Source organism: Herbaspirillum aquaticum (assembly GCF_002213425.1).
Taxonomy (GTDB): Bacteria; Pseudomonadota; Gammaproteobacteria; order Burkholderiales; family Burkholderiaceae_D; genus Herbaspirillum; species Herbaspirillum aquaticum.
The window spans coordinates 88,992-103,905 of sequence record NZ_NJGV01000006.1; the positions used below are offsets into that span (position 1 = coordinate 88,992).

Sequence of the window (14,914 nt, forward strand, 5' to 3'; positions counted from 1 at the left end):
TAGTCCATGCGTAATATGCGTACACCACTCCTCGCAACAACCAAAACAGTGACCGCGCTGCTGTGCATGCTGGGCGTGATCAGCAATGCGCATGCGCAGTTCGCCACCACCATCATCCCGGTGACTCCGCCGGAGACCACCGGCAGCGCGCCGGCTGCACCTGCCAAGGGCGCGCCCAAGGCTGCCGCCAAGCCGGCTGCGGCCGCCAGCAAGCCTGCCGTGCCGGCGGCGCCTGCCGCCCCCGCGCCGGCTTCGGCCAGCGCACGCGTTGAGCCGCGTCCGGTGGATTCGATCCTGGTGGTGGTCAACAATGAAGTCATCACCCGCCAGGAAGTCGCCGAGCGCCTGGCCAGCGTGGAAAAGCGCATGGCCGCGCAGAACGTGCAGCTGCCGCCGCGCCAGCAGCTGGTGCGCCAGCTGGTCGAGCGCATGATCGTCGAACGCGCCCAGGCGCAGATGGCCAAGGAAAACGGCATCGTGGTCGACGACGCCATGCTGGACCGCGCGATGCAGCGCATCGCCGAGCAGAACAAGCTGTCCATCCCCGAATTCCGCACCCGCCTCGAAGCCGAGGGCATGAACTACGCCAGCTTCCGCGAAGAGATCCGCCGCGAAATCCTGAGCCAGCGCCTGCGCGAGCGTGAAGTGGACAACAAGGTGGTGGTCACCGAGTCCGAGATCGACAACTACCTTGCTGCCGAAGCCAATGCCGGTGGCGAGCGCCAGGAACTGGACATCGCCCAGATCCTGATCCGCGTACCCGAGAACGCCAGCCCTGAACAACTGGCCGCGCGTCGTGAACGCGCCGAAGACGTGCTGCGCCAGCTGAAGACCGGTGCCGACTTCGCCAAGACCGCTGCCGCCTACTCCGATTCGTCCGACGCGCTCTCCGGCGGCGACCTCGGCTGGCGTCCGGCCGATCGCCTGCCGCAGCTGTTCCTGGATGGCGTGGCCAAATTGCAGGATGGCCAGGTCAGCGGCCTCTTGAAGAGCGGCAACGGTTTCCACATCCTCAAGCTGGTCGGCCGTCGCGCTGCCGGAAACACCCAGGCGGCTGCTCCGGCCGTGCAGCAGACCCATGTGCGCCACATCCTCATCAAGGTCAACCAGGTCGTCACGGCAGCCGAAGCCAAGCGTAAGCTGACCGAGCTGAAGGAGCGCCTGGACCACGGTTCGGCCACCTTCGAAGAACTGGCCAAGCTGTACTCCAATGACCTGTCCGCCTCCAAGGGCGGCGACCTCGGCTGGATCTACCCGGGCGACACCGTCCCGGAGTTCGAGCGCGCCATGGACCAGTTGAAGCCGGGTGAAGTCAGCCAGCCCATCGAAACCCCGTTCGGCTATCACCTGATCCAGGTGGTCGAGCGCAAGACCGACGATGCCTCCAAGGAGCGCACCCGCCAGGCCGCGCGCCAGGCCATCCGCGACCGCAAGATCGAGGAAGCCACCGAGGACTGGATGCGCCAGATCCGCGACCGCGCCTACGTCGAGTATCGCAACGACGACTGATCGCCGCACCGGCAGGGGAGGCCTGCGGGCTATCCCCATGCGTGCAAGAGAGGCCGGCCTTGTTGCCGGCCCTTGCCTTTTTGAAGCCCGTTTTTGCCTTCACAGGCCATGAGTGATACCGCCATGAACCGACCCATCCTCGCGCTGACCTGCGGCGAACCGGCAGGCATCGGTCCGGAAATTTCCCTGCGCGCCGCCTGGGAGCTGCGCCATGAAGCGCGCTGCGTCCTGCTGGGCGATGCCGCCCTGCTGGCGCAGACGGCCTATGAGATCGATCCGCAGATGCGGGTCGCGGCCCTCTCCGTCCAGGCCTGGCGCAATAGCGGCCTGCCCGCTTTCCCGGTGGATTGCCTGACCGTGATCGACTGCCCGGTGGCCGAGCCGGTGCGCGCCGGCGTGCTGGATGCACGCAATGGCCGCGCCGTGCTGCAGACGCTGGACCTGGCGGTGCAGGGCGCGCTCTCCGGCGCGTTCGCCGCCATCGTCACCGCGCCCCTGCAGAAGAGCACCATCAATGATGCCGGCTTCGCCTTCACCGGCCACACCGAATACCTGGCGGAAGTGACCGGCACGCCGCAAGTGGTGATGATGCTGGCCGGCGGCGATGCGCCGCACCTGCGCGTGGCCCTGGCGACGACGCACCTGGCCTTGAAGGACGTCCCCGCTGCGATCACCGCCGAAAGCCTGGCGCGCACGCTCGATATCCTGCAAGAAGACCTGCGCGGGAAGTTCGGCATCGCCCGGCCGCGCATCCTGGTCACGGGGCTGAACCCGCACGCCGGCGAGAACGGCTACCTGGGCCGCGAAGAAATCGAGGTCATCACGCCCGCCCTGGAGGCGGCCCGTGCGCGCGGCATCGATGCGCGCGGTCCCTATCCGGCCGACACCCTGTTCCAGCCCAAATACCTGGAAGAGGCCGACTGCGTCCTGGCCATGTATCACGACCAGGGCCTGCCGGTCCTGAAATTCGCCAGCTTCGGCCATGGCATCAACATTACCCTCGGGCTGCCCCTGATCCGCACGTCGGTCGACCATGGCACGGCCCTGGACCTGGCCGCTGCCGGCCTTGGCCACGCCGACCATGGCAGCCTGTGCGTGGCCATCCGCGCGGCCGCCGACATGGCGCGCCGCCGGGCCGCCGCCTGAGATTGCAAGAACCCACTGGAACTCCCATGAAACACATTCCGCGCAAACGCTTCGGCCAGAACTTCCTCACCGATGACGTGGTGCTGCACGACATCATCAGCTCCATCGCGCCCGCCGCCGACGATGCCATGGTCGAGATCGGCCCGGGCCTGGCAGCCATGACCGCGCTGCTGCTCGAACAATTGCGCCACCTGCACGTGGTGGAACTGGACCGCGACCTGGTCGAGCGCCTCAAGAAGCGGTTCAGCGCCGAGCGCCTGACCGTGCATTCGGCTGACGCGCTCAAGTTCGATTTCGCCAGCATCCCGGTGCCGGAAGGCCGCAAGCTGCGTGTGGTCGGCAACCTGCCCTACAACATTTCCAGCCCCTTGCTGTTCCACCTGGCCGAGATTGCCCCGCAGGTGCAGGACCAGCATTTCATGCTGCAGAAGGAGGTGGTCGAGCGCATGGTTGCCGAGCCGGGCGGCAAGGCCTATGGCCGCCTGTCGGTGATGCTGCAGTGGCGCTATCACATGGAGCTGCTGTTCGTGGTACCGCCGACCGCCTTCGACCCGCCGCCGCAAGTGGACTCAGCCATCGTGCGCATGATCCCGCTGGCGCAACCCATGGCCTGCGAGCAGGCCCTGCTGGAGCAGGTCGTCACCAAGGCCTTCTCCCAGCGCCGCAAGGTGATCCGCAATTGCGTGGCCGGCCTCTTCACGGAAGACGAATTGCGCCAGGCCGGCGTCGATCCCCAGGCGCGCCCGGAAGCAGTGCCGGTGGAACAGTTCGTGACCCTGGCCAACCTGCTGGCCGCACGCCAGGCCTGAGGCCGGTGCGGCGCGCGCAGCGCGGCTGTTGCACTTTATTACAGCCGCGCCGCCACCCGTAAGAACTGTAACGAAGTTTCATATTCCGTGGTTTCAAGCTGAACCTGTCTTATATTGGAATCGTGCCGCGACAGATCGCGGACTTCTTTGACAGGAGCCAATCATGGCCAGCAAAAAAATCGCATCGGTATTGATCGCCACCACTCTTCTGGCTTCGGCCGCCGTCGTCAGCACGCCTGCGATGGCGCATGACCGGGGCGGCAACGGCGTGGCGATTGCTGCCGGTATCATCGGTGCCGTCGCCATCGGATCACTGATCGCCAACTCGCAACCGGCGCCGGTCTACCAGGCCCCGCCGCAACAGGTCTACTACCAGGCCCCGCAGCCGGTGTACTACCAGCCGCCGCAGCAAGTGGTCTATGAGCAGCCGCGTTACTACGCACCGCCGCCGCCGCGTCCGGTGCGCTATGTGGAGCGCACCGAAGTGCGCACTTATCGCTATGACGACCGTCCGGATTACTACTCCTACTAAGGCCGCTGAGCTTAGCGGAGGATCAGCTCTCCGGAGCAGGCAGGACATCCCGGCGCAAGCCATCTTGAGGGAAACGGGCAAGCTTTGCGGCTTGCCCGTTTTTTTTTCGTCGGCGCGTATAAGAAGACAGCGAGAAGACAGCGAGGAGACAGCGAGGAGGAGGCAAGGAGACAGCGAATAAGCTAAGCGTCAGTAAAACGCTACATAATGACGAATCGATTGGCATTTTGTCAGCATAATAAGCCTGGTCGTTTCGTCAGAATGACGAAATGGCGCGCATTGCCCAACAGCAAGGAGACGCACTCCAGATGATGGCCCCCATCGCTGCCGACGACATCAGGACCGCCCTCGACGCCGGCCATCTTTGGCCCGCGCTGCAGCCCCTGGTGCATCTGCGGACCGGCCGCATTGCCGGGTTCGAGATGCTGGCCCGCTGGACCTGCCCGCAGCGCGGCGTGGTCTCTCCCCTCGAGTTCATCGACGTGGCCGAACGCGGCGGCCTGCTGGACACCCTGTTGCTCAAGCTGCTCGATACGGTGGCCGCCAGCCTGTGCCACTGGCCCCCCGAACTGCGGCTGGCGGTCAACCTCTCGCCAGGGCAGTTCCTCGACACCAGCCTGCTGGACCGGCTGGCCGCCGTCATGCACACGCATGGCCTGCCCATGTCGCGCCTGCAGCTGGAGATCACCGAGACGGTGCTGGTGCAGGACCACGAGCGCACGCTGCAGACCATCCTGGCCGCGCGCCAGGCGGGTGCCAGCCTGTCGCTCGATGATTTCGGTACCGGCTATTCGAGCCTGACGCGCTTGCAGTCCTATCCCTTCGACGAGATCAAGATCGACGCCAGTTTCGTGCGCACCATGGACCAGGATCCGGACAACTTCCGTATCGTGCTGGCGGTGGCCGGACTGGGGCAGAGCCTGAAGATGCACGTAGTGGCCGAAGGCATCGAAACCGAACATCACGCCCACCTGTTGAAGCGCATGGGCTGCGAATTCGGGCAGGGCTTCCATCTCGGCCGGCCGGCCTCGCTGGCCGAGGCCGCTCGCCTGATCGGTGAGTGCGGCGTGTGGCAGCGTCACAGTGCCGGTATCGATACCTCCCCCTTCCAGCGCTGGCACCAGCTCGATTCGCTCTACCGTAGCGCGCCGGTGGGATTGTGCTTCCTCGACCCGCTGCTGCGCGTGGTCAGCGCCAATGCCATGATGATCGACCTGCTCGGTGGCAATGCCGGCAGCGACCTGGAGGGCTGCCCCGTGACCGACCTGCTGGACCGCAGTGAACACCGGCCGCTGCTGCAGATGGTGGCCGAGGTGGTCGACGGTGCAGCGCCCGCGCCCATGGAGTTCTTCAACTCACGCACCGGGCGCACCTCGCTGCTGGCCTTCCAGCTGGTGCGCAGCGACCTGGGTGAAATGCTGGGCATCTCGGGCTCGGCCGTGGACATCACGGCGCGGGTCTGCGCCGAGCGCACCGTGCGCGACAGTGAAGAGCATTTCCATCGGGCCATCGACCTGAGCCCCAACATTCCGTGGGCTGCGGACGCGCAAGGCGTGATCGACTACATCGGGCCGACCTTCGAATGGCTGCCCGAGCTGACCACCGCAGAGCGGCACCAGCAGTGGCTGGCGCGCATGCCCGAGGAAGACCGCTTGCGGGTGCGCCAGGAATGGCTGGCCAACATCCCGACCGGGCGCCCGTTCCGCACCGAGTTCCGGGTCCTCTGGCCCGATGGCCAATGGCGCTGGATGCGCAGCCGCGCCTCGCCGCACGCCGATGGCGAGGGACGCATCGTGCGCTGGTATGGCGTCATCGTCGATATCAGCACCGAGCGCCGGCTGCAGTACCGCATCAACACCCTGGAAGAGCAGATCCACCGCTTGCGCGGCACCGACCAGAACTGACAGCGCGCAGCGTGTGCCAGCGCGAGCCTGGCCGGCGCTGGGCGAGCGCTCGGCAAATCAGGGATAATGTCGGCTTGCTTCACGTTAGCCATGAAAAGGAGTCGCCAAGTGAGAATGTTGCATACGATGCTGCGCGTGGGAAATCTGGACCGTTCCATCGATTTTTATACCCAGGTGCTGGGCATGAAACTGCTGCGCAGGAATGACTATCCGGACGGCAAGTTCACGCTGGCCTTCGTCGGTTACGGCGAAGAACGCGATCACACCGTGCTCGAACTGACCCACAACTGGGATACCGAATCCTATGACCTGGGCACCGGCTACGGCCACATCGCCATCGAGGTCGACGATGCCTATGCTGCCTGTGAGGCGGTCAAGGCCAAGGGTGGCGCGGTCACCCGCGAGGCTGGTCCGATGAAGCACGGCAAGACCGTGATTGCCTTCGTCACCGACCCGGATGGCTACAAGATCGAGTTCATCCAGAAGAAGGAACACTACAGCGCCGCCGATTGAGGCAAGCCGCTGTCAGCCTGTCAGCCCGCTCACGCGGGCTTTTTTCATGGTGCGTTCGGGCGACGGGATTTCTGCCACGCGGGACGTGTCCATGAGGATGCATGGCTGCATCCGCATAATCACGCATCCACGCATCCACGCATCAACGCATCAACGCATCAACAGAACAACAACAGGAACGCCAATTGAGCCTCTATCAACTCTCCAAAAGTCACCTGCGCCGGCTGTGGGTCGAATACGGCATCCTCTGGAGCGGCGCCATCATCGTCGGCCTGGTCGCGGTGCTTTACGCACAGGCCATCGAGATCGGATTCGGCGTCTTTCGCAGCATCGAGCACAGGTCGCCCTGGCTGCCGCTGCTGCTGACGCCTGCCGTCTGTGCCGCCTGCGTGTGGCTCACCCGCCGCTACTTCCCCGGCTCGGAAGGCAGCGGCATCCCGCAGGCCATCGCCACCCTGCATGGGGATACCACTGAACGTAGCAGCGTTCTCCTGTCGATCCGCGTACTGGTCGGCAAGATCGTGCTGTCGGTGGTGGCCATCGCCGGCGGCATGACCATCGGCCGCGAAGGACCGACGGTGCAGATCGGTGCGGCCATCATGGTCAACCTGCGCCGCCTGTATCCGGCCGGATACGAGCACATGGAACGCCGCCTGATCCTGGCCGGTGCCGCTGCCGGCCTGGCGGCCGCCTTCAATACACCGCTGGCCGGCATCGTCTTCGCCATCGAGGAACTCTCGCGCAGCTTTGAACAGCGCGCCAGCGGCGTGGTCATCACCACCATCATCTTCGCCGGCCTGGTGGCGCTGTCGATCAATGGCAACTACACCTACTTCGGCTCGATTGCCTTCCCTGGCGAAACCAGTGGCCGCCTGATCCTCGCCGTGATCGTGACCGCGGTGCTGATGGGCGTGGCCGGTGGACTCTTCTGCTGGCTCATCCTCAATCCTGCGCGCTGGATTCCGGCCCCCGTCGTGACGTTGCGCGCCGAACGTCCGGTGGTGTTCGCGGCACTGTGCGGTTTCATCGTCGCGGTCATCGGCGTGGCCGCCGGCGGAGCCACCTTCGGCAGCGGCTACGAACAGGCGCATGGCCTGCTCAATGACGGGCAGGGGCTGTCGGTGTTCTATCCCTTCCTCAAGTTCGCCTCCATGATCGGCTCCTACCTGCCGGGCCTGCCGGGCGGCATCTTCGCGCCTTCGCTGTCCATCGGCGCCGGCTTCGGCAACCTGTTGCACCTGCTCTTCGGTGGCACCTCGCTGCCGATGCTGGTGGCGCTGGCCATGGTGGGCTACCTTGCGGCCGTGACGCAATCACCGATCACCGCCTTCGTGATCGTGATGGAAATGGTCGACGGCCATGCGCTGGTGATCTCGCTGATGGCCACCGCCCTGATTGCCTCTGCAGTCTCCAAGGTGTTCGCCCCGCCGCTGTACGAGACGCTGGCCGAACGCTATCTCAAGCACTGACGCTACACATCGTCGAAAGGCTGCGTCAATTTGACGCAGCCGCCGACACCCGCTCCCCGGGCGCTTGCGCGCCGCTTTCGTCATTCTGTCGTGCCGCGCGCGACAATATGTCGCACTCCCTCGTCGTTTTGCTTGGCCATAATCGCCCGCTGCACCTGCCTGCGCAGACCGGCAGACCGATAACGACAACCCCGGGGATTTCCATGCAACTCACTCCTTGTGCCTGCGCCATTGCGCTGGCCTTCAGCGCTTGCGGCCACGCTCTGGCCCAGACCACTCCTGATGCGTCCAATGCACCCTTGCCGACCGTCACCGTACGCGGCGACAAGCCCGCTGCAAGCGCTCCGCTCAGCGCCGACAGCGCTGCGCTGCTGGCCGATCAACCCGGTTACGCCAGCGCCGCAGCGGGCGGTGTGTCGGCGCTGCCGGTCCTCAATGGCTTCGCTGCCGATCGCCTCAAGATTCGCCTCGATGGCATGGAGGTCACCGCCGCCTGCGGCAACCAGATGAACGCACCCATGTCCTACATGCCGCCAGCGCAGGTGGGGATGACGCGCGTGATGGCCGGCATTACGCCGGTCAGCGTCGGTGGCGACAGCATCGGTGGCACCATCGAACTGGCGTCGCCGGCACCGCAATTCGCGGCGCAGCCCGGCGCGCTGCTGACCAAGGGCGGCTTCTCGGTGGCTGCACGCAGCGTCAATTCGGAAGTGTCGGCGTCGGTGGAGGGGACGGTAGCCAGCGACAGTCTCTCGGTCCATTACGTGGCCAGCCAGTCGCGGGCCGAGAGCTACGTCAACGGCCGTGGCGACAAGGTCCTGGGCAGCCAGTTCGAGAGCAACAACCACGCGGTGACGGTGGCCGCGCGCGGCGACGGACAGCAACTGGTGTTCAAGGCCGGGCAGCAATTCATCCCTTACCAGGGTTTCCCGAACCAGTACATGGACATGACCGGCAACCGCTCCACCTTCGCCAACCTGGGCTATGAGCGCCGCTTCGACTGGGGCAAGCTGCTGGGCCGCGTGTACTGGCAGCGCACCGGGCATGAGATGGGATTCTTCAGTGCCGAGCGCACCGGTACCATGCCCATGCAGACGCGGGGCCGTGACATCGGCTACACGCTGCGGGCCGATATCGATCTCGCCCCCGAGGGCAGCAGTGTACTGCGCGTGGGCAACGAGTACCACAGCTTCCATCTGGATGACGACTGGCCGGCCGTACCGGGCTCGATGATGATGGGCCCCCGGACCTATGTGAACATCAATGACGGCAAGCGCGATCGCTACGCCCTCTTCGCGGAGTGGGAGGGCAAATTGAATGAACGCTGGAGCACGATCGTGGGGGTGCGCGACGAGCTGGTCAAGACCGATGCCGGCAACGTGCAATCCTATGGCACCAACATGATGAACATGGCTGACCTGACGGCGGCCAACGCCTTCAATGCACGCGGCCATGCCAAGACCGACAACAACATCGACCTCACTGCACTGGCACGCTTCACCCCCGACGCCGGCCAGACCTGGGAAGTCGGCTATGCCCGCAAGACGCGTTCGCCCAATCTTTACGAGCGCTACACCTGGGGCCGCGGCACCATGGCCATGACCATGACCAACTGGTTCGGCGATGGCAACGGCTATGTCGGCAACCTCGATCTCAAGCCGGAAGTGGCGCATACGCTCTCGGCCACCGCTGACTGGCATGCGGCAGACAAGGAGGGCAACGAGCCACGCTGGTTCTTCAAGCTGACGCCGTATTTCAGCTACGTCGAGAACTACATCGATGCCGATGTCATCGGCCGCTTCAATCCCTACAGCGTCAGCACCGCCTCGGGTGCGCTGCTGCAATTCGCCAATCACGATGCCCGCCTGTATGGCATCAACGCCTCGTGGAAGTGGCCGCTGTTGCGGACCGCCGGGCTGGGGGACATCGCCTTCACCGGCAAGGCCGGCCTCACGCGCGGCAAGCGTGTCGATGGCGGCAACCTGTATCACATGATGCCCTTCAATGTGCTGGCCGCGCTGGAGCAGCAGCAGGGCGCGTGGACCCATCGTGCGGAAGTCAATTACGTCGCACGCAAGACGCTGGTGGACAGCAGTCGCCTGGAGCCGGTCACCGCCAGCTATACCGTCTTCAACCTGCGCAGCAGCTATCAGTTCAACCAGGCCATCAGTGTCAGTGCAGGCATCAGCAACCTGTTCAATCGCAACTACGCCGATGCGCTGGGCGGGGTCTACCTGTCGGGATTGGCCAAGGCCAAGAGCGGCAGCCTGCAAGCCTTGCCGGGCTACGGGCGCTCGCTGGACGTGGGCGTGAATGTGCGCTTCTGAGTGAGCGAGGGCAGGGCCCGGCCGTTCAGAAGATCGGCAGGGTCTCGGGAGCGCTATCGCGCAAGGCCTTCTTGGCCGACTCGAATTCGGGGAAGATCGATTGCACCGTGGCCCAGAAGCGTGGGCTGTGGTTCATCTCGCGCAGGTGCGCCAGCTCGTGCGCGATCACGTAATCGATCAGCGGCAGGGCGAAATGCATCAGCCGCCAGTTCAGGCGGATGCGCGCATCCGACGTGCAGGAGCCCCATTGCGTGGTGGCCGAGGACAGTGCGTAGGAACGATATTGCACGCCCAGCTTCTCGGCATAGATCATGAGCCGCTTGCCGAACAGTTCTTCGGCGCGCGCCTGTATCCATCCCTGCACGCGGTCCTTCAATTGCTGCTCGCCGGCGTCGGCCGGCAGGCTGATGTTGAGTTCGCGCGTGACTTCGTCGAGCAACACCGCCTGGCGCTGGCCGGTGCGGATGCGCAGCGTGATGTCCGCGCCCAGATAGGGCAGGGTGGCGCCATCGCGCCATTGCATCTGCGGTTGCAGGCGGCGCGCCGAACGCTCGCGGCGCTCGTTGAGTTTGGTCAGGATCCAGCGCTGCTTCTCGCGGATGGCGTTGTCGAGCTCGGCCAAGGTGACCCACTTGGGCGCGGTCACACGCAGGCCTTCATCACTGACCAGGAAACCGATGGTGCGGCGCTTGGAACGCAGCAGCGCGAAATCGATGGTGTGCTCGCCCAGCTGGATGCGGCGCTTGCCGTCGGCCGGACGGGCCGTGGTCGGCGGGGCCAGCAGCGGGCTGGGAGGTGAGGGTGGTGCGGGCGGTTCGGCAATCAGGGGCGGCGGCAGCGGTGCCGCATGGACGACCGGATGCGGTGTCACGATGAGCGGTGGTTGCACCGTCGGCGAGGGAAGCGCCGGGCCCGGATCGACGGGCGCCGCTGCCGGGGCAGCGGCGGGCGCGCCAAACAAATCCAGTTGCAGCGAGAGCTGGTCGGGATTGGGTTTGGGTTTGCGGAGCAGTATCAAGGCAGTCGCGGCGTCCTGTGTTGCTGTTGGCTAAGGAGTTGGCCGCGCGGCATTACTGCGATGCAGTCGAGGCGGCCGGCCGGGGCGCGCTGTTTTTGTAGACGTCCGGCGAAATCACGCGCATCTCGGATTCTATCCAATTTTCGACGCGCTCGTTCAACTCCTGGGGATTCAATCCTTCCGGCGAAATCGGCTTGCCGATCGAGACCGTGATGACACCCGGCTTCTTGACGAAGCTGCCCTTGGGCCAGCACTCGCCCGAGTTCACCGCCACCGGCACCACCAGCGTATTGGTTTCCACGGCCAGGCGCGAACCACCGGCCTTGTACTTGCCCTGCGAGCCCACGGGGGTGCGCGTGCCTTCCGGGAACATCACGATCCACTGGCCATCGCGCAGACGGCGGCGGCCATGTTCCAGCACCTGCGCAAAGGCGTCGCGGCCTTTCTTGCGATCGATCGGAATCATGCGCAAGAGCCCGATGCCCCAGCCGAAGAAGGGGATGTAGGTCAGCTCCTTCTTGAACACGAACACCAGCGGCCGCGGCATGTTGATGACGTAGAAGATGGTTTCCCAGGCCGACTGGTGCTTGGAGAGCAGGATCACCGGCGCATCAGGCAGGTTCTCGGTGCCGCGCATTTCGTAGCGGATGCCGCAGATGACGCGCGCGGTCCAGATCACGAAGACGTTCCAGCGTGACGTCCACCAGTAGCGCTGGGCGTAAGGGAAGGGGGCCGACAGCAGGCAGGCGAAGGACCAGATGATGGTGGCCACGGCCATCAGGACCATGAAGACCACCGAACGCAGAATCAGGACAAGGCGCAAAATCGTTTCTCCCATGCCGAAGCATGTTGTTGTAATGAATGGGGTTGGCTGCGCGGTCGCAGTGACGGCACTATACCGAGACACCGACGGGCGACTTCAGAATGAAATCAACCACCGCCGACAAATCCGGGAAAACCAGCGTACCCGGCGGCAAGCCGCCCTTGGCCTGGGTCTTCTCGCCCTTGCCGGTCAGCACCAGGTAGGGCGCACAGCCGGCCACATAGCCGGCCTGCAGGTCGCGCAGCGAATCGCCCACGGTCGCCACGCCACCGCGCAGGCTGATGTTGAAGCGCTTGGCGATCTCGTGGAACATGCCCGGCTTGGGCTTGCGGCAATCGCAATTGTCATCGGCCGAGTGCGGGCAGAAGAACACCGCATCGATATCGGCACCGGCTTGCTGGGCCGCATTGTGCATCTTCTGGTGGATGGCGTTGAGGGTCTTGATGTCGAACAAGCCGCGCGCCACGCCGGACTGGTTGGTGGCCACCACCACGCGATAGCCGGCCTGGTTCAGGCGCGCGATGGCTTCCAGCGAACCCTTGATGGGGATCCACTCGTCGGGCGACTTGATGAAGGCATCGGAATCGTGGTTGATGACGCCATCGCGGTCGAGAATGATCAGTTTCATTCCTGCTTTCCTTCATGAATACCGCCGCGCCAGGACAAGCCCGTGCGCGGCGGATCGGTGTTGCGTGTGCGACAGCCGGTAGCGGGATGGATTACGCCGCCAGCTTGGAAATGTCGGCCACCTGGTTGAGCATGCCATGCAGCGATGCCAGCAGGGCCTGGCGGTTCTTGCGCAGCTGCTCATCCTCGGCATTGACCATCACGTCGTTGAAGAAGGCATCGACGTTTTGGCGCAGCTGCGCCAGGGCCTTGAGCGCGCCGGCGAAGTCACCCGCTGCATAGGCCGCCTGCACCTGCGGGCGCGTGGTCTGCATGGCCGCGAACAGGCCCTGCTCGGCGGCTTCCTGCAACAGGCTTTCCTGCACGGCACCGTGGGCATCGATGGCCACGCCTTCGATCTTCTTCAGGATGTTGGTGATGCGCTTGTTGGCGGCGGCCAGGGCCTCGGCTTCCGGCAAGGCGGCGAAGGCTTGCACGGCTTGCAGGCGTTCCACCACGTTGTCCAGCACGTCGGGCTGCTGGGCCACCACGGCTTCGACTTCGTTCTGCGCAAAGCCGCGCTCGCGCAGCAGGCCGCGCAGGCGGTCGTAGATGAAGGCCTGCACATCAGCGCGCGGGTCCTTGAAATTGGCGTTGCCGGCGAACAGTTCCGCGGCGGCGTCCAGCAAGGCGGCCAGCGACAGCGGCAGGCGCTTTTCGACCAGCATGCGCAGCACGCCCAAGGCATGGCGGCGCAGGGCGAACGGGTCCTTGTCGCCGGTGGGCTGCAGGCCGATGCCCCAGATGCCGACCAGGGTTTCCAGCTTGTCGGCCAGGGCCACGGCGGTGCCGGTGGCTGTGGACGGCAGGGCATCGCCGGCAAAGCGCGGCTGGTAATGTTCGGAGGCGGCCAGTGCCACTTCGTCCGGCTCGCCATCATGACGCGCGTAGTACGTGCCCATGATGCCTTGCAGCTCGGGGAATTCACCGACCATGTCGGTCAGCAGGTCGGCCTTGGCCAGCAGTGCGCCGCGTTCGGCCAGCTTGACGTCGCCGCCCAGCAGGCTGGCGATCTTGCCGGCCAGTGCCTGCACGCGCTCGGTGCGCTGCAGCTGGTTGCCCAGCTTGTTGTGGTAGACCACGTTGGCCAGTTGCGGCACGCGATCGGCCAGGGATTTTTTCTTGTCCTGCTCGAAGAAGAACTTGGCATCCGACAGGCGCGGACGCACCACGCGCTCGTTGCCGCCGATGATGTGTTCGGGGCGATCGGTCTCCAGGTTGGAGACGATCAGGAAGCGCGAACGCAGGCGGCCATCGGCGTCGGTCAGCGCGAAATATTTCTGGTTGGTCTGCATGGTCAGGATCAGGCATTCCTGCGGCACAGCCAGGAATTCATCCTCGAACTTGCATTCATAGACCACCGGCCATTCCACCAGTGCAGTGACTTCGTCCAGCAGCGATTCCGGCATCAGCACTTGATCGCCACCGGCCTTGGCCAGCAGCGCAGTGCGGATCTTTTCGCGGCGCTCGGTGAAGCTGGCGATGACCTTGCCCTGCGTGGCCAGTGCCTCGACATAGGCATCGGGCGAGGCGATCTGCTGCGCGCCCGAGGACAGGAAGCGATGGCCCAGGGTGGTACGGCCGGCATCCAGGCCCAGCGTATTGATCGGCACCACGTCGTTGCCCAGCAGCGCCACCAGGTAGTGGGCCGGACGCACGAAGTGCACGGTCTCACCGGCGGCGCGGCCGAACTGGCGCTGGTAGCTCATGACCTTGGGGATGGGCAGCTTGGACAGGCTCTCGTCGAGCGCAGCCTGCAGGCCCACGGCCAGGGCCGAACCCTTGGCGGTGTAGGTGTAGAAGAAGCTCTCGGCCTTGCCATCCTGGGCGCGTTCCAGCTGGTCCGGGGTAATGACGGTGGCACCGGTGGAGGCGGCCAGTGCCGCCAGCTTCTTCACCAGTGGTGCCGACGGGCGGCCTTCGGCGTCCAGTGCGACGGCCACCGGCAGCACCTTTTCGCGGATCGATTTGTCCGGCGAGGCGGCGCGCACTTGGGTGATGGAGACGGCCAGGCGACGCGGGGTCGCATAGGCAGTGGCGGCAGCGCCGGTATCGAGATAGCCGCGGCTTTGCAGGCCATTGAAGATGCCGTTGGCGAACGCATCGCCCAGTTTGGCCAGCGCCTTCGGCGGGAGTTCTTCGGTGACGAGTTCTACGAGGAGTGTCTGGTTCATGTTGTCTGTCTTGCTGTCTTGCTC

At 65.1% G+C, this 14,914-nt stretch carries 12 protein-coding genes; 8 read left to right on the forward strand and 4 right to left on the reverse strand.

Going from position 1 to position 14,914, the window contains the following annotated elements; all coding sequences use genetic code 11:
* The first annotated feature begins 6 nt into the window (after window positions 1-6).
* The 8 genes from CEJ45_RS07925 to CEJ45_RS07960 all read left to right on the forward strand — a co-directional run bounded on the left by CEJ45_RS07925 (window position 7) and on the right by CEJ45_RS07960 (window position 10,209).
* On the forward strand, window positions 7-1,509 hold the full coding sequence (locus tag CEJ45_RS07925) for a peptidylprolyl isomerase (protein WP_088754624.1): 1,503 nt from the start codon (window positions 7-9) through the stop codon (window positions 1,507-1,509).
* Between the two features lie 123 nt (window positions 1,510-1,632).
* Window positions 1,633-2,655, forward strand: a complete 1,023-nt coding sequence (pdxA, locus tag CEJ45_RS07930) for a 4-hydroxythreonine-4-phosphate dehydrogenase PdxA (protein WP_088754625.1) — start codon at window positions 1,633-1,635, stop codon at window positions 2,653-2,655.
* Window positions 2,656-2,681: 26 nt separating this feature from the next.
* Window positions 2,682-3,464, forward strand: coding sequence for a 16S rRNA (adenine(1518)-N(6)/adenine(1519)-N(6))-dimethyltransferase RsmA (gene rsmA, locus CEJ45_RS07935; RefSeq protein ID WP_088754626.1), 783 nt, complete (start codon window positions 2,682-2,684; stop codon window positions 3,462-3,464).
* A gap of 163 nt (window positions 3,465-3,627) precedes the next feature.
* The gene (locus CEJ45_RS07940) at window positions 3,628-3,996 is read left to right on the forward strand and encodes a hypothetical protein (RefSeq protein ID WP_088754627.1); all 369 of its coding nucleotides are present in this window, start codon (window positions 3,628-3,630) and stop codon (window positions 3,994-3,996) included.
* Between the two features lie 308 nt (window positions 3,997-4,304).
* Window positions 4,305-5,900 (forward strand): sensor domain-containing phosphodiesterase, encoded by a 1,596-nt coding sequence (locus CEJ45_RS07945; RefSeq protein WP_088754628.1) that lies wholly within the window; start codon window positions 4,305-4,307, stop codon window positions 5,898-5,900.
* A gap of 108 nt (window positions 5,901-6,008) precedes the next feature.
* A complete protein-coding gene (gene gloA / locus CEJ45_RS07950) occupies window positions 6,009-6,413 on the forward strand; it encodes a lactoylglutathione lyase (RefSeq protein ID WP_220406219.1) in 405 nt (134 codons plus the stop codon).
* A 185-nt stretch (window positions 6,414-6,598) separates the two neighbouring features.
* A complete protein-coding gene (locus CEJ45_RS07955; protein ID WP_088754630.1) occupies window positions 6,599-7,882 on the forward strand; it encodes a chloride channel protein in 1,284 nt (427 codons plus the stop codon).
* 203 nt (window positions 7,883-8,085) lie between these two features.
* Window positions 8,086-10,209 carry a TonB-dependent receptor gene (locus tag CEJ45_RS07960; RefSeq protein WP_088754631.1) on the forward strand — a complete coding sequence of 708 codons (2,124 nt, stop codon included), beginning with the start codon at window positions 8,086-8,088 and terminating at the stop codon, window positions 10,207-10,209.
* A gap of 25 nt (window positions 10,210-10,234) precedes the next feature.
* On the opposite strand, the gene CEJ45_RS07965 is transcribed toward CEJ45_RS07960, so the two are convergent.
* The 4 genes from CEJ45_RS07965 to glyS all read right to left on the reverse strand — a co-directional run bounded on the left by CEJ45_RS07965 (window position 10,235) and on the right by glyS (window position 14,890).
* Window positions 10,235-11,227 carry a M48 family metallopeptidase gene (locus tag CEJ45_RS07965; RefSeq protein ID WP_088754632.1) on the reverse strand — a complete coding sequence of 331 codons (993 nt, stop codon included), beginning with the start codon at window positions 11,225-11,227 and terminating at the stop codon, window positions 10,235-10,237.
* Between the two features lie 52 nt (window positions 11,228-11,279).
* On the reverse strand, window positions 11,280-12,065 hold the full coding sequence (locus CEJ45_RS07970) for a lysophospholipid acyltransferase family protein (protein ID WP_008325691.1): 786 nt from the start codon (window positions 12,063-12,065) through the stop codon (window positions 11,280-11,282).
* Between the two features lie 55 nt (window positions 12,066-12,120).
* A complete protein-coding gene (gmhB, locus tag CEJ45_RS07975) occupies window positions 12,121-12,678 on the reverse strand; it encodes a D-glycero-beta-D-manno-heptose 1,7-bisphosphate 7-phosphatase (protein ID WP_088754633.1) in 558 nt (185 codons plus the stop codon).
* A gap of 91 nt (window positions 12,679-12,769) precedes the next feature.
* On the reverse strand, window positions 12,770-14,890 hold the full coding sequence (gene glyS / locus CEJ45_RS07980) for a glycine--tRNA ligase subunit beta (protein WP_088754634.1): 2,121 nt from the start codon (window positions 14,888-14,890) through the stop codon (window positions 12,770-12,772).
* Between the last annotated feature and the right edge of the window lie 24 nt (window positions 14,891-14,914).